13 protein-coding genes are annotated in these 16,436 nt (G+C 57.2%); 9 read left to right on the top strand and 4 right to left on the bottom strand.

Going from position 1 to position 16,436, the window contains the following annotated elements:
* Positions 1 to 27: 27 nt before the first annotated feature.
* The 3 genes from FIV08_RS13045 to FIV08_RS13035 are packed head-to-tail and all read right to left on the bottom strand — an operon-like array spanning position 28 to position 2,779.
* Positions 28 to 378 (bottom strand): hypothetical protein, encoded by a 351-nt coding sequence (locus tag FIV08_RS13045; RefSeq protein WP_072676759.1) that lies wholly within the window; start codon positions 376 to 378, stop codon positions 28 to 30.
* Positions 375 to 1,145 carry a TrmH family RNA methyltransferase gene (locus FIV08_RS13040; RefSeq protein WP_152438636.1) on the bottom strand — a complete coding sequence of 257 codons (771 nt, stop codon included), beginning with the start codon at positions 1,143 to 1,145 and terminating at the stop codon, positions 375 to 377. The genes FIV08_RS13045 and FIV08_RS13040 overlap by 4 nt, the downstream gene beginning before the upstream one ends.
* A complete protein-coding gene (locus tag FIV08_RS13035; RefSeq protein WP_152438635.1) occupies positions 1,142 to 2,779 on the bottom strand; it encodes an NAD(P)/FAD-dependent oxidoreductase in 1,638 nt (545 codons plus the stop codon). Before FIV08_RS13035 ends, FIV08_RS13040 begins: the two co-directional genes overlap by 4 nt.
* A gap of 170 nt (positions 2,780 to 2,949) precedes the next feature.
* Here FIV08_RS13035 and rlmE point away from each other — a divergent pair, with 170 nt between their 5' ends.
* From rlmE to FIV08_RS13020, 3 genes are all read left to right on the top strand, one after another.
* Positions 2,950 to 3,576 (top strand): 23S rRNA (uridine(2552)-2'-O)-methyltransferase RlmE, encoded by a 627-nt coding sequence (gene rlmE / locus FIV08_RS13030; RefSeq protein WP_152438634.1) that lies wholly within the window; start codon positions 2,950 to 2,952, stop codon positions 3,574 to 3,576.
* Between the two features lie 214 nt (positions 3,577 to 3,790).
* Positions 3,791 to 4,429 (top strand): c-type cytochrome, encoded by a 639-nt coding sequence (locus tag FIV08_RS13025; RefSeq protein ID WP_152438633.1) that lies wholly within the window; start codon positions 3,791 to 3,793, stop codon positions 4,427 to 4,429.
* 227 nt (positions 4,430 to 4,656) lie between these two features.
* Positions 4,657 to 6,018, top strand: coding sequence for an MBL fold metallo-hydrolase RNA specificity domain-containing protein (locus tag FIV08_RS13020; RefSeq protein ID WP_152438632.1), 1,362 nt, complete (start codon positions 4,657 to 4,659; stop codon positions 6,016 to 6,018).
* Between the two features lie 60 nt (positions 6,019 to 6,078).
* Here FIV08_RS13020 and FIV08_RS13015 read toward each other — a convergent pair whose 3' ends face one another.
* Positions 6,079 to 6,729, bottom strand: coding sequence for a transposase (locus FIV08_RS13015; protein WP_228715417.1), 651 nt, complete (start codon positions 6,727 to 6,729; stop codon positions 6,079 to 6,081).
* Between the two features lie 165 nt (positions 6,730 to 6,894).
* On the opposite strand from FIV08_RS13015, the gene cysQ reads away from it, so the two are divergent.
* From cysQ to FIV08_RS12985, 6 genes are all read left to right on the top strand, one after another.
* A complete protein-coding gene (gene cysQ / locus FIV08_RS13010; protein ID WP_152438631.1) occupies positions 6,895 to 7,662 on the top strand; it encodes a 3'(2'),5'-bisphosphate nucleotidase CysQ in 768 nt (255 codons plus the stop codon).
* A gap of 72 nt (positions 7,663 to 7,734) precedes the next feature.
* Positions 7,735 to 8,214: a transcription/translation regulatory transformer protein RfaH gene (gene rfaH / locus FIV08_RS13005; RefSeq protein ID WP_152438630.1), complete on the top strand. Its 480-nt coding sequence runs from the start codon at positions 7,735 to 7,737 to the stop codon at positions 8,212 to 8,214.
* A gap of 180 nt (positions 8,215 to 8,394) precedes the next feature.
* On the top strand, positions 8,395 to 9,666 hold the full coding sequence (locus FIV08_RS13000; RefSeq protein ID WP_152438629.1) for a GGDEF domain-containing protein: 1,272 nt from the start codon (positions 8,395 to 8,397) through the stop codon (positions 9,664 to 9,666).
* 234 nt (positions 9,667 to 9,900) lie between these two features.
* Positions 9,901 to 13,017 carry a hypothetical protein gene (locus FIV08_RS12995; protein ID WP_152438628.1) on the top strand — a complete coding sequence of 1,039 codons (3,117 nt, stop codon included), beginning with the start codon at positions 9,901 to 9,903 and terminating at the stop codon, positions 13,015 to 13,017.
* A 95-nt stretch (positions 13,018 to 13,112) separates the two neighbouring features.
* On the top strand, positions 13,113 to 15,017 hold the full coding sequence (locus FIV08_RS12990; protein WP_152438627.1) for a DUF1302 domain-containing protein: 1,905 nt from the start codon (positions 13,113 to 13,115) through the stop codon (positions 15,015 to 15,017).
* A gap of 26 nt (positions 15,018 to 15,043) precedes the next feature.
* On the top strand, positions 15,044 to 16,408 hold the full coding sequence (locus tag FIV08_RS12985; RefSeq protein WP_152438626.1) for a DUF1329 domain-containing protein: 1,365 nt from the start codon (positions 15,044 to 15,046) through the stop codon (positions 16,406 to 16,408).
* Positions 16,409 to 16,436: the final 28 nt, after the last annotated feature.

Below are 16,436 nucleotides of genomic sequence, written 5' to 3'. Positions count from 1 at the left end.
TGTTCTGGGGTCGGACCCCAACTTGAATTACCAGAACCAGCGCAGGGGCGCGGGGGCTTCCACCGTTTCAGGCGCCTGCCGCACCATCAGGGCAATCTCGGCAGAACCATGCTCTTCGGCGCACTGGTACAGCGACCGGATGTGCTCTGGGCTGCGCTTGTCTTCCACATCCCGGTGGTTGTCGATGCACTGCTCGAAGTATCTCTGCATCTGTGCCTGGCGTTCGGCATCGTCGCCGGCCCAGGTCTGCAGGTTTTCGAGGCGGGCCACATCCACGGCGATGCCGTAGCGGTGCAGTTGCACCATCAGCACCATGGCCAGGATGAAGGCCAGGAATACTCCGAGGGAAAGGGTTCCGATTACGTACTTGCGAATCATTGGTTTGCCTTGAAGGGGGATGCAGCGTTGGCGATGGTGCTCCGGTTCAGCTCATAAACCGCCATGTTTACCGCAGAGGCCAAATTCAGGGACTCGATCTTTGCAGCGCCGGGAATGGTGAAGCGCTGGGCAGCTAGCTCATTCAAAGCTTCCTGCGGCACGCCGCGGGCTTCATTGCCAAACAGGTAGCAGTCGTGTTCTGCGAAAGCCGGATTGGCGATGGGGGCGCCGCCAATGTCCAGGCAGGCGATGCGAGGATAGCGGTTGGCGAGCGTGTCCAGTGACACCTCGGTTTCAATCGGCACATGAAAAATCGCCCCCATGCTGGCACGGACCACTTTCGGGTTGAAGGGGTCGACACTGCCAGGGCTGAGCAGGCAGCGCAGGCCACCGAACCAGGCCAGGGTGCGCAAGATGGTGCCCAGATTGCCGGGGTCCTGGGCTTCGTGCAGGTAAACGGCTTTCTCACCGGGGGCGGGGCTTTCCGTTGACGCTGGCGGCATTGGTACCACCGCCAGAATACCTTGAGGCGTTTTGGTGTCGGCCAGCTGGGCCATTTGCCGGTCGCTGATCAGGTGCTTCGGCCAGGGGCTGTTCCAGTGTACGTAGGCGCTGGTTACGTAGAGCTGCGCTTGCCCCCAGGTGGAAGGTGCCTGCCCACGAGCCTTCTCCAGCTCCAACACCAGATGCTCCCCCTCCACCAGAAAATGCCCGAAGGCTTGGCGGTATTTTTTCTGGTGCAGTTTCTTGATGTCGTCTAGCTTCACGATGGATTGCTCCCGGCGGTGTCCAGATCAGCCATCATGGCCTTGGCCACCGCTTCGGCTACCTTGATGCCATCCACCCCGGCAGACAGAATGCCGCCCGCGTAACCTGCGCCTTCGCCAGCCGGGTAAAGTCCCCGGGTGTTCAGGCTTTGCAGAGTGTCCCGGTCGCGTGTGATGCGCACGGGGGAGGAGGTGCGGGTTTCAATGCCGGTCAACACCGCATCGGCCCGGTCGAAACCGCGTATCTGCCGGCCGAAGGCGGGCAAGGCCTCACGAATCGCGTCGATGGCATAGGGGGGCAGGGAAGGGGCCAGGTCGCCCAATCGAATACCGGGTTTGTAGGACGGAACCACCTCGCCGAGTTCTTCAGACGGCTTACCCGCGATGAAATCCCCGACCAATTGCCCCGGTGCGCAGTAATCGCTGCCGCCCAGTTTATAGGCATTGGCTTCCAGCTGTTCCTGCAGTTCGACGCCGGCCAGCGGGCCACCCGGGAAGTCTTTGTTCGGGTCAATGTTCACTACAATACCGGAGTTGGCGTTGCGCTCGTTGCGGGAATACTGGCTCATGCCGTTAGTAACCACTCGCCCCGGTTCGGAGGTGGCGGCCACTACGGTGCCCCCTGGGCACATGCAGAAGCTGTACACCGCACGGCCGTTGCTGGCGTGGTATACCAGCTTGTAATCCGCTGCCCCCAGTGCCGGGTGGCCGGCGTATTTGCCCAGCCGCGCGTGGTCGATCAGGCTCTGCGGGTGCTCAATCCGAAACCCGATGGCGAAAGGCTTGGCTTCCAGGAACACCTCACGCTGGTGCAGCATGCGGAACGTCTCCCGGGCGCTGTGCCCCAGTGCCATCACCACATGCCGGCTCATCAGCTGCTCGCCACTGGCCAGTTCCACCCCTTTTACCTGGCCATTGTCCACCAGCAGGTCGGTGACTTTCTGTTCAAAGCGAATCTCGCCACCCAGGCGAATGATCTCCTCGCGCATCTTCGACACCACCCCGGTTAGTCGGAAGGTGCCGATATGGGGTTTGCTCACGTACAGGATTTCTTCCGGCGCGCCCGCTTTCACGAACTCCGCCATCACCTTGCGGCCGTAGAACTTTGGGTCTTTGATCTGGCTATACAACTTGCCATCGGAAAACAGCCCGGCACCACCCTCGCCAAACTGCACGTTGGATTCAGGTGAAAGCTGCTTCTTGCGCCATAACGCCCAGGTGTCTTTGGTGCGCCGGCGCACATCCTTGCCCCGTTCCAACACAATTGGCCTGAACCCCATCTGCGCCAGCAACAAAGCCGCGAACAAACCACAGGGGCCAAGGCCGACCACAACCGGCCGTTGTTCCAAACCGGCGGGCGCCTGCGCTACCGGGTAGTAGGCGGTATCCGGCGCCGGGCGCACGTGGGTGTCGTCGGCAAAACGGGCAAGCACGGCGGCTTCGTCTTGTACGGTCAGGTCGATGATGTAAACAAACTTGATCTCGGTGTTCTTCTTGCGGGCATCGTAGCTGCGCTTGAAGACGGTGAAATCCAGCAGCTCATCGTCCTTCAGTTTCAGGCGATGCAGTAGCGCGGCTTTCAGGGCAGCCTCGGGGTGGTCAAGGGGTAAAGCCAGTTCGGTAACGCGAATCATGGTGTGTCCAGGCCGCCCGGCGACTGCCCGGCGGATTAGGGTTGGAATAAAAGTCAGAATGGCCGCCATTGTACTTTGGAGATGGGTACTTGTCAGGCGCCCGTGCTTTTGCGGCAACGCCGGTGGCAGCGTACAATGCCTTTTTTCCGCAGTAACGCAGATATCAAACCATGGCCCGTTCCAAAAGCAGTAACCGCTGGCTCGAAGAGCACGTTAACGACCCCTTTGTGAAACAAGCGCAACAGGACGGTTACCGTTCCCGTGCCAGTTACAAGCTGCTGGAAATCAACGATAAAGACCGGCTAATCCAGCCCACCAATCTGGTGGTGGATCTGGGCTCGGCACCCGGCGGCTGGTCTCAGGTTGCCGCCAAGCTGGTTGGCCACAAAGGCCGGGTCGTGGCCTCTGACATCCTGCATATGGACCCCATCGCCGGCGTCGAATTCATCCAGGGTGACTTCACCGAGCAGGAAGTATTTGACCAGATTATGGCGATACTGGATGGCGCCAGGGCCGATGTGGTCATCTCAGACATGGCCCCCAACATCAGCGGTGTCAACGCCGCCGACCAAGCCGCCTCCATGTACCTGGTGGAACTGGCCCTCGACATGGCCTGCCAGGTACTCAAGCCCAAAGGCAGCTTCGTCGCCAAAGTTTTCCACGGCGAAGGCTACGATGACTACGTTAAAGCCATGCGTGAAGTCTTCACCAAGGTCGTCGTCAGAAAACCCGACTCCTCACGAGCCCGCTCGCGGGAAGTTTATCTGGTTGGTAAGGGGTTTAGGGGGTCTGTTTAGGGTCTGTTTAGGGTCTGTCCCCGAACGGGGACTGACCCATTTTGGATCCCATGGGTTCATGCTCTGTGCAACAGACGGGCAAAGGTGGGTCAGTCCCCGCTGGGGACAGACCCCGAGGACAGCCCCCAAACTCCAAATTAATTGATCTTTCGCAAGATCACACCGCAGCACCATCGTTATCCTTTGCCCATCCAAACTCATCTGGGCAATACGAATGCAAAACCGCTCAACTCAATTCCTGCTTTTTATCGCAGTACTGGCACTCACACCCTGCGCCGGCGCCTCCTCCGTCTACAGCGCGCTGGCCCAGCTGGAAGAAATCGTTGCCGACGATGAGCGCCGGCAAACCAGCTACGATGCCGGAGAAGAGCGTATCCGCTTCTGCGGCTATTGCCACGGCCGCGACGGCAACAGTAAACGCGACTACATCCCGAACCTGGCAGGCCAGCACCCTTTGTATCTGTTCGAGCAGTTCGAGAAATTCGGCAGCGGTGCCCGAGAGGATTACGTAATGTCTCAGCTGGCGAAAACTCTCACCGTAGAGGAGCGCATTGATATCGCCGTGTATTACAGCGAACAGAAGGCTCAGCCCCGCCCCGGTGCCGATCCCAGGCTTGCCGGAAAGGGCGGGCAGTTCTACGAACAGCGCTGTGCCGCCTGCCACGGCAAAACCGCAGAAGGCTTCCGCGACATGCCCCGCCTGGCCGGCCAGCCTGCGGAATACGTCACGCTGGCGCTGAAACGCTTCCAGGGCATGGACCCAGCAAAACACACCTCCCCCATGATTGGTATTTCCGCTGTGCTGTCCGAAACAGATATCCAGGCACTTGCCGCCTATCTGCAAGGCCTGTAAAGGGGCTGTTGAAGGGTCTGTCCCCGAATGGGGACTGACCCATTTTTACCGCGGCCTATCTCCCGAGGGTCTGTCCCCGAACGGGGACTGACCCATCTTGGAACCCATGGGCTCGGGCTTAGTGCAACAGACGGGCAAAAGTGGGTCAGTCCCCGTTGGGGACAGACCCGTTAGTATTTTTGCGCTAAGCTGGAAATAGTATCCACCAGACAAGGATTTACACGCCTATGAAACTTCGCTTCCTCGGCGGCACAGGCACCGTCACCGGCTCTCGCTATCTGCTCTCTGATGAAAACCACCGCCTGCTGGTGGATTGCGGCATGTATCAGGGGGTAAAAACCTTGCGGCGGCGAAACTGGGCGACGTTTCCGGTAGACCCGTCAACCATCAATGCCGTGGTGCTCACCCACGCCCACATTGATCACTCCGGCTACCTGCCTGCACTGGTGAAAAACGGCTTCAAGGGCAAGATCTACTGCACCAAGGCAACTCATGAGCTGTGCAAAGTGCTGCTGCCAGATGCCGGCTTTCTGCAGGAAGAAGATGCCAAGTACGCGTTCCGGAAGAAATTCTCCAAGCACGAAAAACCCGAGCCGCTGTTCACCGAAAAAGACGCCCGGGAAGCCCTCAAGCACTTCGAGTCCCTGCACTACCACGAGAAGTTCGAACCCGTGAAAGGCTTTGAAGTGAGCTTCACTCCGGCGGGGCACATCCTGGGTTCATCCTGCGTGCACGTTCACCACAAAGGCGCCGCGCGCACGGTGGTGTTCAGCGGTGATGTGGGGCGCCAGAACGACCTTATTATGCGACCACCCGAGCCGTTGCAACATGCGGACGTTCTGGTGTGCGAATCCACTTACGGCGACCGAACTCACGGGGAATCAGACCCGGAAGGCGACCTGGCTGACATCATCACCAAAACCGCTGGCCGGGGAGGTATCGTATTAATGCCCGCGTTTGCGGTGGGCCGCGCCCAGATGCTCCTGTACGTGATTCACAAACTCATGGGGCAGGACAAGATCCCGAAACTGCCGGTGTACCTGAACAGCCCGATGGCCATCAAAGCCACAGAAATATTCTGCCAGCACCACAAAGAGCATAAACTCAACCGCGCCCAATGTGAGCTGATGGATGAGAAAACCGAATTCGTCAGAACCGTTGAGGAATCGATCGAGCTCGACGCCGTGCGCTACCCCTGCGTGATTGTCTCCGCCAGTGGCATGGCCTCCGGTGGCCGCGTGCTGCACCACCTGAAAACCCTGTTGCCAAACCCCCGCAACAGCGTGGTTTTTGCCGGCTTCCAGGCGCCGGGCACCCGTGGCGATGCACTCGTAAGCGGTGCCGAATCCGTCAAAATCCACGGCGAATACTGGCCAGTGAAAGCGGAAATTCACAACCTCGATTCCATGAGCGCCCACGGCGACTATAACGAAATCCTGGCCTGGCTGGAGCAGGGCACCCTGAAGCCGGAAAAAGTCTACGTCACTCACGGCGAACCCGTCGCCAGCGACACAATGCGCAAACGCATCACCGAGAAATTCGGCTGGCCCGCCGAAGTGCCCGAACTCTTCGAAGAAGTCGAAATATAAAATTGGGGTCAGACCCCCGGACATTTCACCTCATCAAATGTCCTGGGGTCTGACCCCAAATTAGAACTCTCCGAATTTCGCCTTGATACGCTCCCGAAATTTTTCAGAACCGAGCGGCTTGCCGGAGATCGCCGCATAGTGAATCTGCTCATCCATTCCGTCAGGGCTGGGACTGGCGACGAACGAGCGGTAGCTGATGAAGCGCCTCTCGGCATCGGGTTGAAAGTTCAGATAGCAGTCGTGTGGCGTATGCATGCCCGAGCGCATCCCGTAGGCATGGCAGTTATAGCTGGACCATTGATAGTCGCCGGCATACTCCACCATGCCCGCCTTCACCGGGTTAAGCTCGATATACCGCTGGCATTGCAGGAAATACTGATCGGTATCCACCAGGCAGGATTTGAACCGCCCCTCCCACAAGGTGCCGGTGCGGTCATATTTATGGTTGTAATACTGGGCATAGCGCTGACCAACGGCCTTCATAAGGCTTGAGAGCGCGCCGTCAACGTTGGGCGTTACTAACAGATGAGTATGGTTGCTCATCAGTACCCAGGCGTGAATATCCACCTGAAACTCACGTTGATAGCGGGAAAGATAGGTCGCATAAGTGGCGCGATCGGCCAGATCCTGAAAACATTCCTGCCGGTTATTCCCCCGCTGAATAACATGCTGGGGCATCCCGGCCGGACAAATCCGTGGTCGGCGGGGCATCTCACAGTCCTTGTGAATTGATTTGTAACCGCAACAATTTGCCGCAACCCGCCCAAAAATTCAAGTTGGGGTCAGACCCCAAGACATTTCGCCCCACCAAATGTCCGGGGGTCTGACCCCAAAATTTGCTATTATTGCGGTAGATACGGCCAGCAGGATGCAAACATGTATTACAGCTCGATTCTTCCGGACGTGATCAGAATTGCTGATGAAGCCAGCGAGAAGGTGCTGCATATCTACCAGTCCGACTTCAAGGTGAGTTATAAGGAAGATCAGTCACCCATCACCGCGGCCGACACGGCCAGCCACGACATTATCGTGAAGGGGCTGCGCAACCTGACAAGGGATATACCGATTCTGTCGGAAGAAGGTGCAGAGATTCCCTGGGAAGAGCGCAAACACTGGCGTCGTTTCTGGTTGATTGACCCGATCGACGGCACCAAGGATTTCACCCAGCGCACCGGTGAGTTCACTGTCAACATCGCCATGATCGAAGACGGCGAACCGGTGATGGGCGTGGTCACCGCGCCGGCACTGAAAGAAGCCTTCTGGGGCATCAAAGGCGAGGGCGCCAGCATGCGTGATCGCACTGGCCGCATACACCGCATTCGCGTAGTGGAACCCCGGGAAACCTTGCGGGTGGTGGCTAGTAAAAACCACCTGAACGAGGAAACCCGCACCTTTATTGATAGCCTTGGCGACCACGAAACCGTGCAGGCGGGCAGCTCCCTGAAGTTCTGCCGCATAGCGGAGGGCCATGCCGACATCTATCCCCGCATGGGGCCCACCAGCGAATGGGACACCGCCGCCGCCCACGCCATCCTCCTGGCCGCTGGCGGCAACGTGCAGACGCCCCAGGGCGAACCCCTGAAATACGGCAAGGAAGATGTGCTGAATCCGCATTTCATTGCGGCGGGTAGCTGGTATTTTTGAAGTTGGGGTCAGACCCCAAGACATTTCACCTGATCAAATGTTCTGGGGTCTGACCCCAAAGATGGATGTTTCATGACTTGGTATGCTTTGCAATACAAACCGGCCCAAGGGGATAGGGCACTGCAACATTTGCAGAATCAGGAGGTGGCCTGTTTCTACCCAAAGATTGAGGTGGAGAAGATCCGGGCCGGCAAGCGGACCAGAAAGTTGGAGCCGCTGTTTCCCGGTTACCTGTTTGTGAACCTGGAGCAGACCGATCCGATGTGGTCGAAGCTTCGCTCCACGCGGGGGGTCGCTCGTATCGTGGGATTTGCCAACAAGCCGGCCGCCATCGCCGATGAGGTGATTGAGCACATCAAAGTCAGCCTGGATAAAGTCGCGGAGCAGGGTGGTATCAAGCCGGGCCAACCGGTTGAGCTGGACGAAGGGCCGTTCAAGGGCATCAGCGCTATCTTTCAGGCCTACGATGGTGAGGAACGGGCCATTGTTCTGATCACCTTCATGCAGAAACAGCAGCAGGTAAAGGTGCCGGTTTCCGTTATCCGTCGCTAGCGACCAAAAGAAAGTGTGCGCTATTACGCGAATTCACATTTCTCTTTCTATCATTACATAAACCATACTGAATCAGGCAGTGGGCTAAAGGCAGCATGTTGATTAGTCGATGTGTTGTCGGCAACCGCGATGCTTTAATGGCACTCGGGGTTAGACGTAATCAAAGGATGGTGATCACGCTTGGCCGAATATCTGGATCAGCCGTTTTCAATGTTGATCGGTCTGTCTGTTCTGGTGCTTGCAGTTGCACTGCTTGCCAGCGTGGTGAAGCTCAGGGCCGATATCAGAACACTGAGAACCACTTCCAACCAGCAATTGAAGCGGTTGAATGCCCATGTAGCGCAATTAAGCAATGAGCACACTGAAGTGGCTTCGGCACTGGATGACCTTCGCGATTCGGCTTCTATCGCCAGCGCCCCAGACTCGTCGCTTGCGGTAACCCCCGCCGAGCAGGAAAACCGCATCATCAAATCGATCCTCAACGAGGGCGATCTGTCAAAGGGCCTCGAAAAAGCCTTCGAACTACTTCACCCGAGCCCGGAGTCGACTCTCTGGATGGCTTTCGGCATCTCTGTGCTGGACCAGAACACCAAAACACTCAAACTTGCCTGGCACCAGGGAATCAAGGAGGCAGTTGCCCGACAGTTCAGCGAAGCAAGGCTGATACATGGAAGTGCCCCGCACGCAACATCGGCCTTGCTCGGCGAACACGTGGTGGTCAGGCGAGAGCCCACCGCACAAAAACACCGGGATCAGCCCCCGGTTACCCGATTACCGGAAGCGGTCCAGGCCTGGCATTCCTTTCCCATCAAAAAAGTAGACGGTAGTGTACTGGGCACCTTCGATATCCTGAGCTTCAACGAGGGATTCCCACTGCCGGACAGCAACAGAATTGCAAACTACCTGTTTGTCACCTCCATCATTCTGGAGCGACACAGTTACCTGAACGGTATTCTCAGCCAGGCCAGAACCGATAAGCTCACAGGCCTGACCAATCGGGGCTTTGCCGAAGAGTCCCTGGTAAAGGAAATTGAGCGTTCCCAGCGCTACCGCAACCCCTTGTCTGTCGTGCTATTTGATATCGACCATTTCAAGTCTTTCAATGATACCTACGGCCACGACGTGGGCGATCTGGTACTGCAGGAAGTCTCCCGGCTCTCAGCCGGGGCGATACGATCAACCGATGTATTAGGCCGTTGGGGCGGAGAAGAGTTTCTGGTGATCCTGTCAGAAACCACCCTCGACAGTGCCATGGTGGTTGCTGAAAATGTTCGAAAAGCGGTGGAATCCGCCCATTTTGAGGTGTGCCGTTCTGTCACCATCAGTCTGGGTGTTGCCGAATTCACCCCCCACGATACCGCCCAAAGCCTGGTTAAACGCGCCGATGAAGCTCTGTATAAAGCCAAGAAGGCGGGCCGAAACCGGGTGTTGGCGCAGTCTAAAGTCGCCTGACCAGACAATCTCCATCCGCCAAGTATTGAATATTTGTTCATTCCTTCTTCTTAACCATCTGAGAATAAAGCATAAATTGTATTATAAGGTAGTTGTGTCGCCATAGTGGGTGTATATTTGAATTAAAAAGGTTGGAATGCGTTATATTATGCGATAGACTTTTCAGTGAAAAGGCTTGGTAGAAAGGAGTCTGTCTTGCCAGAAATACAAAAATAAGCAGGAGAGATGGTCACAATGGCTAGATTCAAACACAGAGCACTCGTCACCGCCCTCGCCGCCAGTACTGCACTCACCGGGTGTCTGGAGAGCGGAGGCAAAACCAACACAAACGCTAACCCTACGCCCAACATAAGCAACCCGAACATTGTTTCTGAAGGTACCCGTCCAATTTTCAGGCCACTGGAGACGGCATTTCCGCTGCCCAGCGATCCGCTGTTCTTCCTGAATCCGGAATTGGATGGCACCATGCTTAACGGCACTGACCCCGCCAACCCGGTCACTACCGGTTTGGGTTTTGTGGATGGCAACTCCATCCTCGCGCCGTTCGATATCAAGATCAGCGATAGCCTGGACCCGAACCAGACACTGGACGCCCGCAACTTCGTTGAGATCGATGGCGAGGTGGTGCCCAACCCGGATCAGAACATCTACGTGCTGGAAATTGAATTCCCCTCCGGTGACAGCGTGTTCCAGCATTCCCGCGAAGTGGGTGGCATTGTTGCCGCCGATCGCTACCGCCTGGCCAAACGCCTGGAAGCTGAGGGCGACACTGCCGCTGCAGATGAGATTTATCAGAGTCTGCTGGAAGAAAACTTCCGTGTTGAAATCATTACCGTGGATGCGAACGGCCCAGCCGGTGCCGCTGGTGGCTCCCAGAACAACGCCATTCGGCTGTTGCCTATCAAGCCGCTGAAGCCGAAAACCAAGTATGCAGTGGTTCTGGGCAATAAAATTGTGGATAAGGACGGCGAAAAGCTTACCAAAGAAAATCGTTTTGAGACCGCTTCTAACCCTGAGTTCGTCATCAGCAACCCGGCCCTTCAGCCGTTCCGGGACATCATGGCGCCTGCCCGTGACTACGGCAGCGATTTCTTCAGCTTCAAAAGGGAGCAGGGTGGAAGCGCAGCGGAACCTTCCACCTACGACGACATCACCTTTGCGATCAGCTTCACGACAACCGCTGTTGAAGATGTGCTGCTGGCAAACGCAGCACCCGCAGCCTGGTTCCGTCAGCACCTGTTAACGGACCTCAAGAAGGAGGTGATTGATCAGGTTATCGGTGGTGAACTCAACTTCACCAATCAAACGGTTTCGGGCCAGTCCGAACAGGATGGCCAGATTAACCAGAGAATCTTCGAGCTGCTCACAGACCCGAACTATCGCCTGTATCGGGAAGATCTGGCCAACATTCTCAGTGATGCCAGCGAGAACGGTATTCAGCTTCGCTATACCGATCTGGTAGCGTCTGAAAGAGCCGACCGACAGCTGGCATTTACCCTTCAAGTGACTGCGGCTCAAGCTGCGGCAGACGCCGTTGATGTTGCAGCTGAGGCGACTGAGCTGGCTGAAAAAGTGGCACAAGCTACCGACCTTCCCCGTGCTTACGATCCGGCATCTGGTGAACCGGCACCAGTGCGATTCTTCAGCCAGAAAGCCGGCGGTGAGGTGAATCCGGCGCTGGAGCAGGTGGCGATTGATCTGGTGATCACTGATGTGCGAGTGAACATCCGAGTGTACGAAGGGGAGATTTCACTGCCTTATTACCAGCAGATTCCCGAGGGACAGGATGGCTCGGCGCTGCAAAATGGTTCCTGGCTCCCTGCTGATTTCAGCGAGATTCCTGAGCTGCCGCAGGCCAAGTCAGACCGAGTGAGTCATCGATTCCCGTTTGCGCAGAAGCAGGGCGATGTGACCATTCCGATTATTGTCACCGCACCGGATGCCAATCCGCTGTTTGGCCCTGGCCCGGCAGGTGGTTACCCGGTGATTATCTATCAGCACGCCGCCACTCAGGATCGGTCAGCCATTTTGCCCATGGCGACAGCCGCAGGGCTATTGTGCTTGTCCGATAACCCCACGCCAACCAATAACGAAGACTGCTTCATCACTGTAGGCATCGACATGCCCCTGAACGGTGTCTTTGGTGAGGCTGCTGCCAGCGCAGACGGTGGCATGGTGGAAATCAGCCAGCAGCCGGGCGCCTCGGAAGACGCCACCGAGCGCCACTTTGGTTTCACGGCGGGGCCCAACATGCAGGCAGTGCCCGGTGACCAAGCGGAAAGCCCTGAATCTGGCAGCCTGTTCCTGAACTTCACCAACTTCGCCAACACCCGTGACAACATGCGCCAGGGCGCTTTGGATCTGTTGCATGTGAACGCACTGCTGCCGGCTATTGAACAAGCCATCAACGACTGTGCCGAGTGTGGCGATGGCTTGAACATGAACACCGACAGGGTCTACTTCATTAGCCATTCCCTGAGTGGTATGGGCGGAGTGCCGTACCCGGTTATCAACAACCTGGCAGCGCAGGATAATCCAGACCTTAACCCGATTCTGGCCTCTGTTCTGTTCAACACTGGCGGTCAGTTTAGCCGCCTCGCGGAGAACTCCCGCGAGACTGTCGCGCCAGTTCTGTTGCCTACGTTGAACGAGGCGTCCGATGGCCTGCTGTCACAGGGTAGAACCGAGCTGAACATTTACTTCAACGTGTTCCAGGCATTGCTGGATTCCACCGATCCAGTAGCGTTCGCTCCGCTGTTCGAGCAATCCGGCAACAGTGCAACCCTGCTTACCTCGATTGTCGGCCTGGAAGGCGATGCGGACCGTCCCTCCGATGGCACCATTCCGAACGCCGCAGACGCCGATCTGTATGACCAGGGCCCGCTGCAGTTGGTGACTGATGCCGGTTTCCAGATAAACAGCCAGCCGGCTCCTCTGGCAGGGACCGATCCCTTGGCCCGGTTCATGGGGGCAGTCGACACCGGTAGTGCCGAGAATGACGGTAACCGCCCGGTTATTACCCGCTACCTGGAGGGCTCCCACGGCAATCCGGTTTCCGCCGGTCAGAAGGATGCAGACCCTTTCAGCTCCAGTGCTGTGTTTGACGAGATGTCGGCCCAGATGGTTGCGCTGTTCCGCAGCAAGACCGGCCCGGCGGTTCCCTTCAGTGTTGGCGTGACAAATACCTGTGTGGTGCAAGGAGTCGGCAATTCTCCGGGTGATGCCGCCTGTGAAGGTGAAACCGACGCGGGTCGCGACCCCTCTGAGCCCGAAGGCGTCGAAGGAAGTGGAGGCGGTGGCCTGCTCGATAGCGGCCTGGGCGGCTTCCTGGGTGGATTGTTTGGGGGCTGAGCCTCCATTCACACCGCTAGCTCTCTTATTCAAACCGGCTATCAGTTGCCCCGGCCAAGGTGTCGCCGGGGCAACCCAGACACTGGAGCAGTATCATGACAACAACAAACTACAAACGATTCAAAGCTCGTAACTCAGGCCTGGCAGCGGCAATATCTGCACTGCTTGCCTCGCCCGCAGCGGCCATTGATTTCAATGTCTATGGCATCGATGCGTCCTTCAGCACCACATTAACTGCCGGTATCGCCGTTCGTGTGGAAGACCAGGACCCAGACCTTATCTCACAGGGCAACCTCGGGCCGGAGTTTGCATTCAGCAATACCGGTGCCTCGTCCAACAACTTTGACGATGGCAACCTGAACTTCAAGAAAGGTGACCCCTACTCGCAGATTCTGCGGGGCCGCTCGGAGTTGTTCCTCGACTACCGGCCAAACAGTGATTACCTCACCCGGATTGGCGCTCTGGTTCGCGGCTCCTACTACTATGATTTCGAACTCAAGGACAACAAACGCGCTGTCGACCCCGTGGGCCAGCGCCGTGAGCTGAACCCCGAGGCCAAAGACAACGCTGCAGGGGTCGATCTGCTCGATGCCTACATATTTACGGACTGGTACGCGGGCAATGTGCCTGTCTCTGCCCGGGTTGGGCGGCAGGTGGTCAGTTGGGGTGAGAGTACGTTTATCCTGGGTGGCATAAACTCGATAAACCCGATTGATGCCGGGGCCTTTCGCACCCCGGGGGCAGAACTGAAGGATGTGCTTTTGCCGGTCAACATGGTTTACACCTCTGTAGGCCTGACTCCGGAGATAACGCTCGAAGCCTACGTTCAGCTTGAGTGGGAACCGTTCAAGGTTGATGATTGTGGCACCTTTTTCTCAACCGCAGACGTGGCTTCTGACGGCTGTGGCCCAGTGCTTCTGGCAGGGCAGGTGCCCGATGCCCAGGCATTTGAGGAAGGGTTTGTGGCGCCTCGCGAAGGTGACGTAGAGCCTGGCGATCGAGACCAGTTTGGTGTAGCACTGCGCTGGTACGTGCCGGCACTGGATTCCGAACTCGGGTTCTACTACCTGCGTTACCACAGCCGGCTACCGTTCATCAGCGGTATCGTGGCAAACCCGGAATCACCGGAAGCAGGTCAGATCAACGATCCTGATCTGCCGTTCTCCCGTTTTCCCAGCTACTACATCGATTACCCCAAGGGCATCGAACTCTACGGTATCAGCATCAACACCACGCTCCCCACAGGCACATCGTTTGGTGCGGAATACAGCTTCCGTCCCAATCAGCCTATTCAGTGGAATACCTTTGAGTTGATCTACGGTGGCATTCAGCAGCGTGGTCCTGATGGGCAGGTAGTCAGTAAGCTGGAGCAACGCGTGCAAGCCAGCGACCCAGGCTTTAATTACGCAGGTAAGCCGGTGGATGGCTTCGATCGTTACGACGTTTCTCAGGCCCAAGCAACCTTTATCCACTTCGTGGACAGGGTGGTTGGCGCGGACCGCTTTATTGCCATCGCCGAGCTTGGCGCTACCTATGTGCATGACTTACCCGATAAGAGTGAAGCTCGTTATGGTCGCTCTGGCCTATTTGGCGTCGGCCCGGTTCCACTGGACGGTGAATCCTTCACCGGTGATTTCTGTAGCCAGGGCCCGGGTGATGAAACCACTCGCCTGAACATTAACCCCACCAACTGCGGTGGCGACGGGTTCACCACATCCTTCTCCTGGGGTTACCGGGCACTGTTTGCGCTGGATTACTCCAACGCCTTTGCCGGCATCAACCTGCTGCCAAAGCTGGTTCTTTCACACGACGTAAAAGGCTACGCGCCAGACCCAGGCGGCAACTTCAAGGAAGGTAACAAGTCCGTGAGTATCGGAGTGGATGCCAACTACCAGAACCGCTACTCCGGCTCGATCAGCTACACCAACTTCTTTGGTGGCAAATACAACGAAATCTCGGATCGCGACTTTATCGCGGCCAGCATCTCCTACTCATTCTAATGGCTAAAATAACAGGAGTATCAACCATGAAAACCCACAAGAAACACCTCATTGCCGGCGCCATTGCGCTGTCCCTGTTCGGAGCTTCTGCAGCCATAGCTGCGGTATCCGAATCCGAAGCGGCCAAGCTGGGTAACGAGCTGACGCCAATTGGCGCTGAAAAGGCCGGCAACGGCGGCGCCATCCCGGCCTGGGATGGTGGTTTGACCGACCCCGGCGTCAATCAGCCTCAGCAGGGTATTTACCCGGACCCGTTCCCGAATGACGAAGTGAAGTTCGTGATTGATCAGAGCAACGTGGACCAGTACGCAGACAACCTGTCCCCTGGCCAGGTGGCGATGATCAAAACCTACAGCACCTTCTCGATTCCGGTGTATGAAACCCGCCGCACGTCCACCTACCCACAGGAGTTGATGGGCCTGGCGAAGGAAAATGCTACCACGGTGTCACTGACACAGGATGGCAACGGCCTGCAGAACTATGAGCGAGGCGTGCCTTTCCCGATCCCTCAGAAGGGGCAGGAAGTGATCTTTAACCACATCACCCGTTACCGGGGTGGCTCCATCATCCGTAACGTGGCTCAGGTAACGCCCCAAGCCAACGGCGATTTCAGCCCGGTGAAATTCACCGAGCACCTGACGGATCGGGTCGAGCTGGCGGATTACAAGCCGGGTATGGATGACAACGTCCTGTTTTACTTCAAACAGGTGATCACAGCACCGTCTCGCCTGGCGGGTAACGTACTGCTGGTTCACGAAACCCTGGACCAGGTAAAAGAAGGGCGCCGCGCGTGGCTGTACAACTCCGGCCAGCGCCGCGTTCGCCGGGCACCGCAGGTGGCCTATGACGGCCCGGGTACTGCAGCTGACGGCCAGCGGACTTCCGATAACCTGGACCTGTTCAACGGCGCGCCAGACCGTTACAACTGGGAACTGGTGGGCAAGAAGGAAATGTACATCCCGTACAACTCATACCGCCTGGCGTCCCGTGACCTGAGCTACAATGACATCATCCAGCCGGGCCACATCAACCCGTCGGTCACTCGCTACGAGCTGCATCGGGTATGGCACGTGCGCGCAACTCTGAAAGATGGAGAGCGGCACATTTATGCTCGTCGAGACTTCTTCGTGGATGAAGATTCCTGGCAGATTGCCGTGGTAGATCACTATGACGGCCGTGGTGACCTGTGGCGCGTTGCAGAGTCCCACCACGTTCAGGGCTACGACATCAACGTGCCGGCCTACGCTGCCGAAACCCTCTATGACCTGATGTCTGGTCGCTACCTGGTGATGGGGCTGAGCAATGAAGAGAGTGACCCGTACACCTATGGCGTTACCGCGCGCTCCAACGATTACACTCCGGCTGCCCTGCGCCGGGCGGGTGTTCGTTAACAGATTCGCCGTCTTATACCTTCTGCCC

The sequence above is a fragment of the Marinobacter sp. THAF197a genome, assembly GCF_009363275.1.
GTDB lineage: Bacteria > Pseudomonadota > Gammaproteobacteria > Pseudomonadales > Oleiphilaceae > Marinobacter.
The sequence above is the reverse complement of the archived record's forward strand: the minus strand, read 5'-3'. Positions and strand labels throughout refer to the sequence as shown.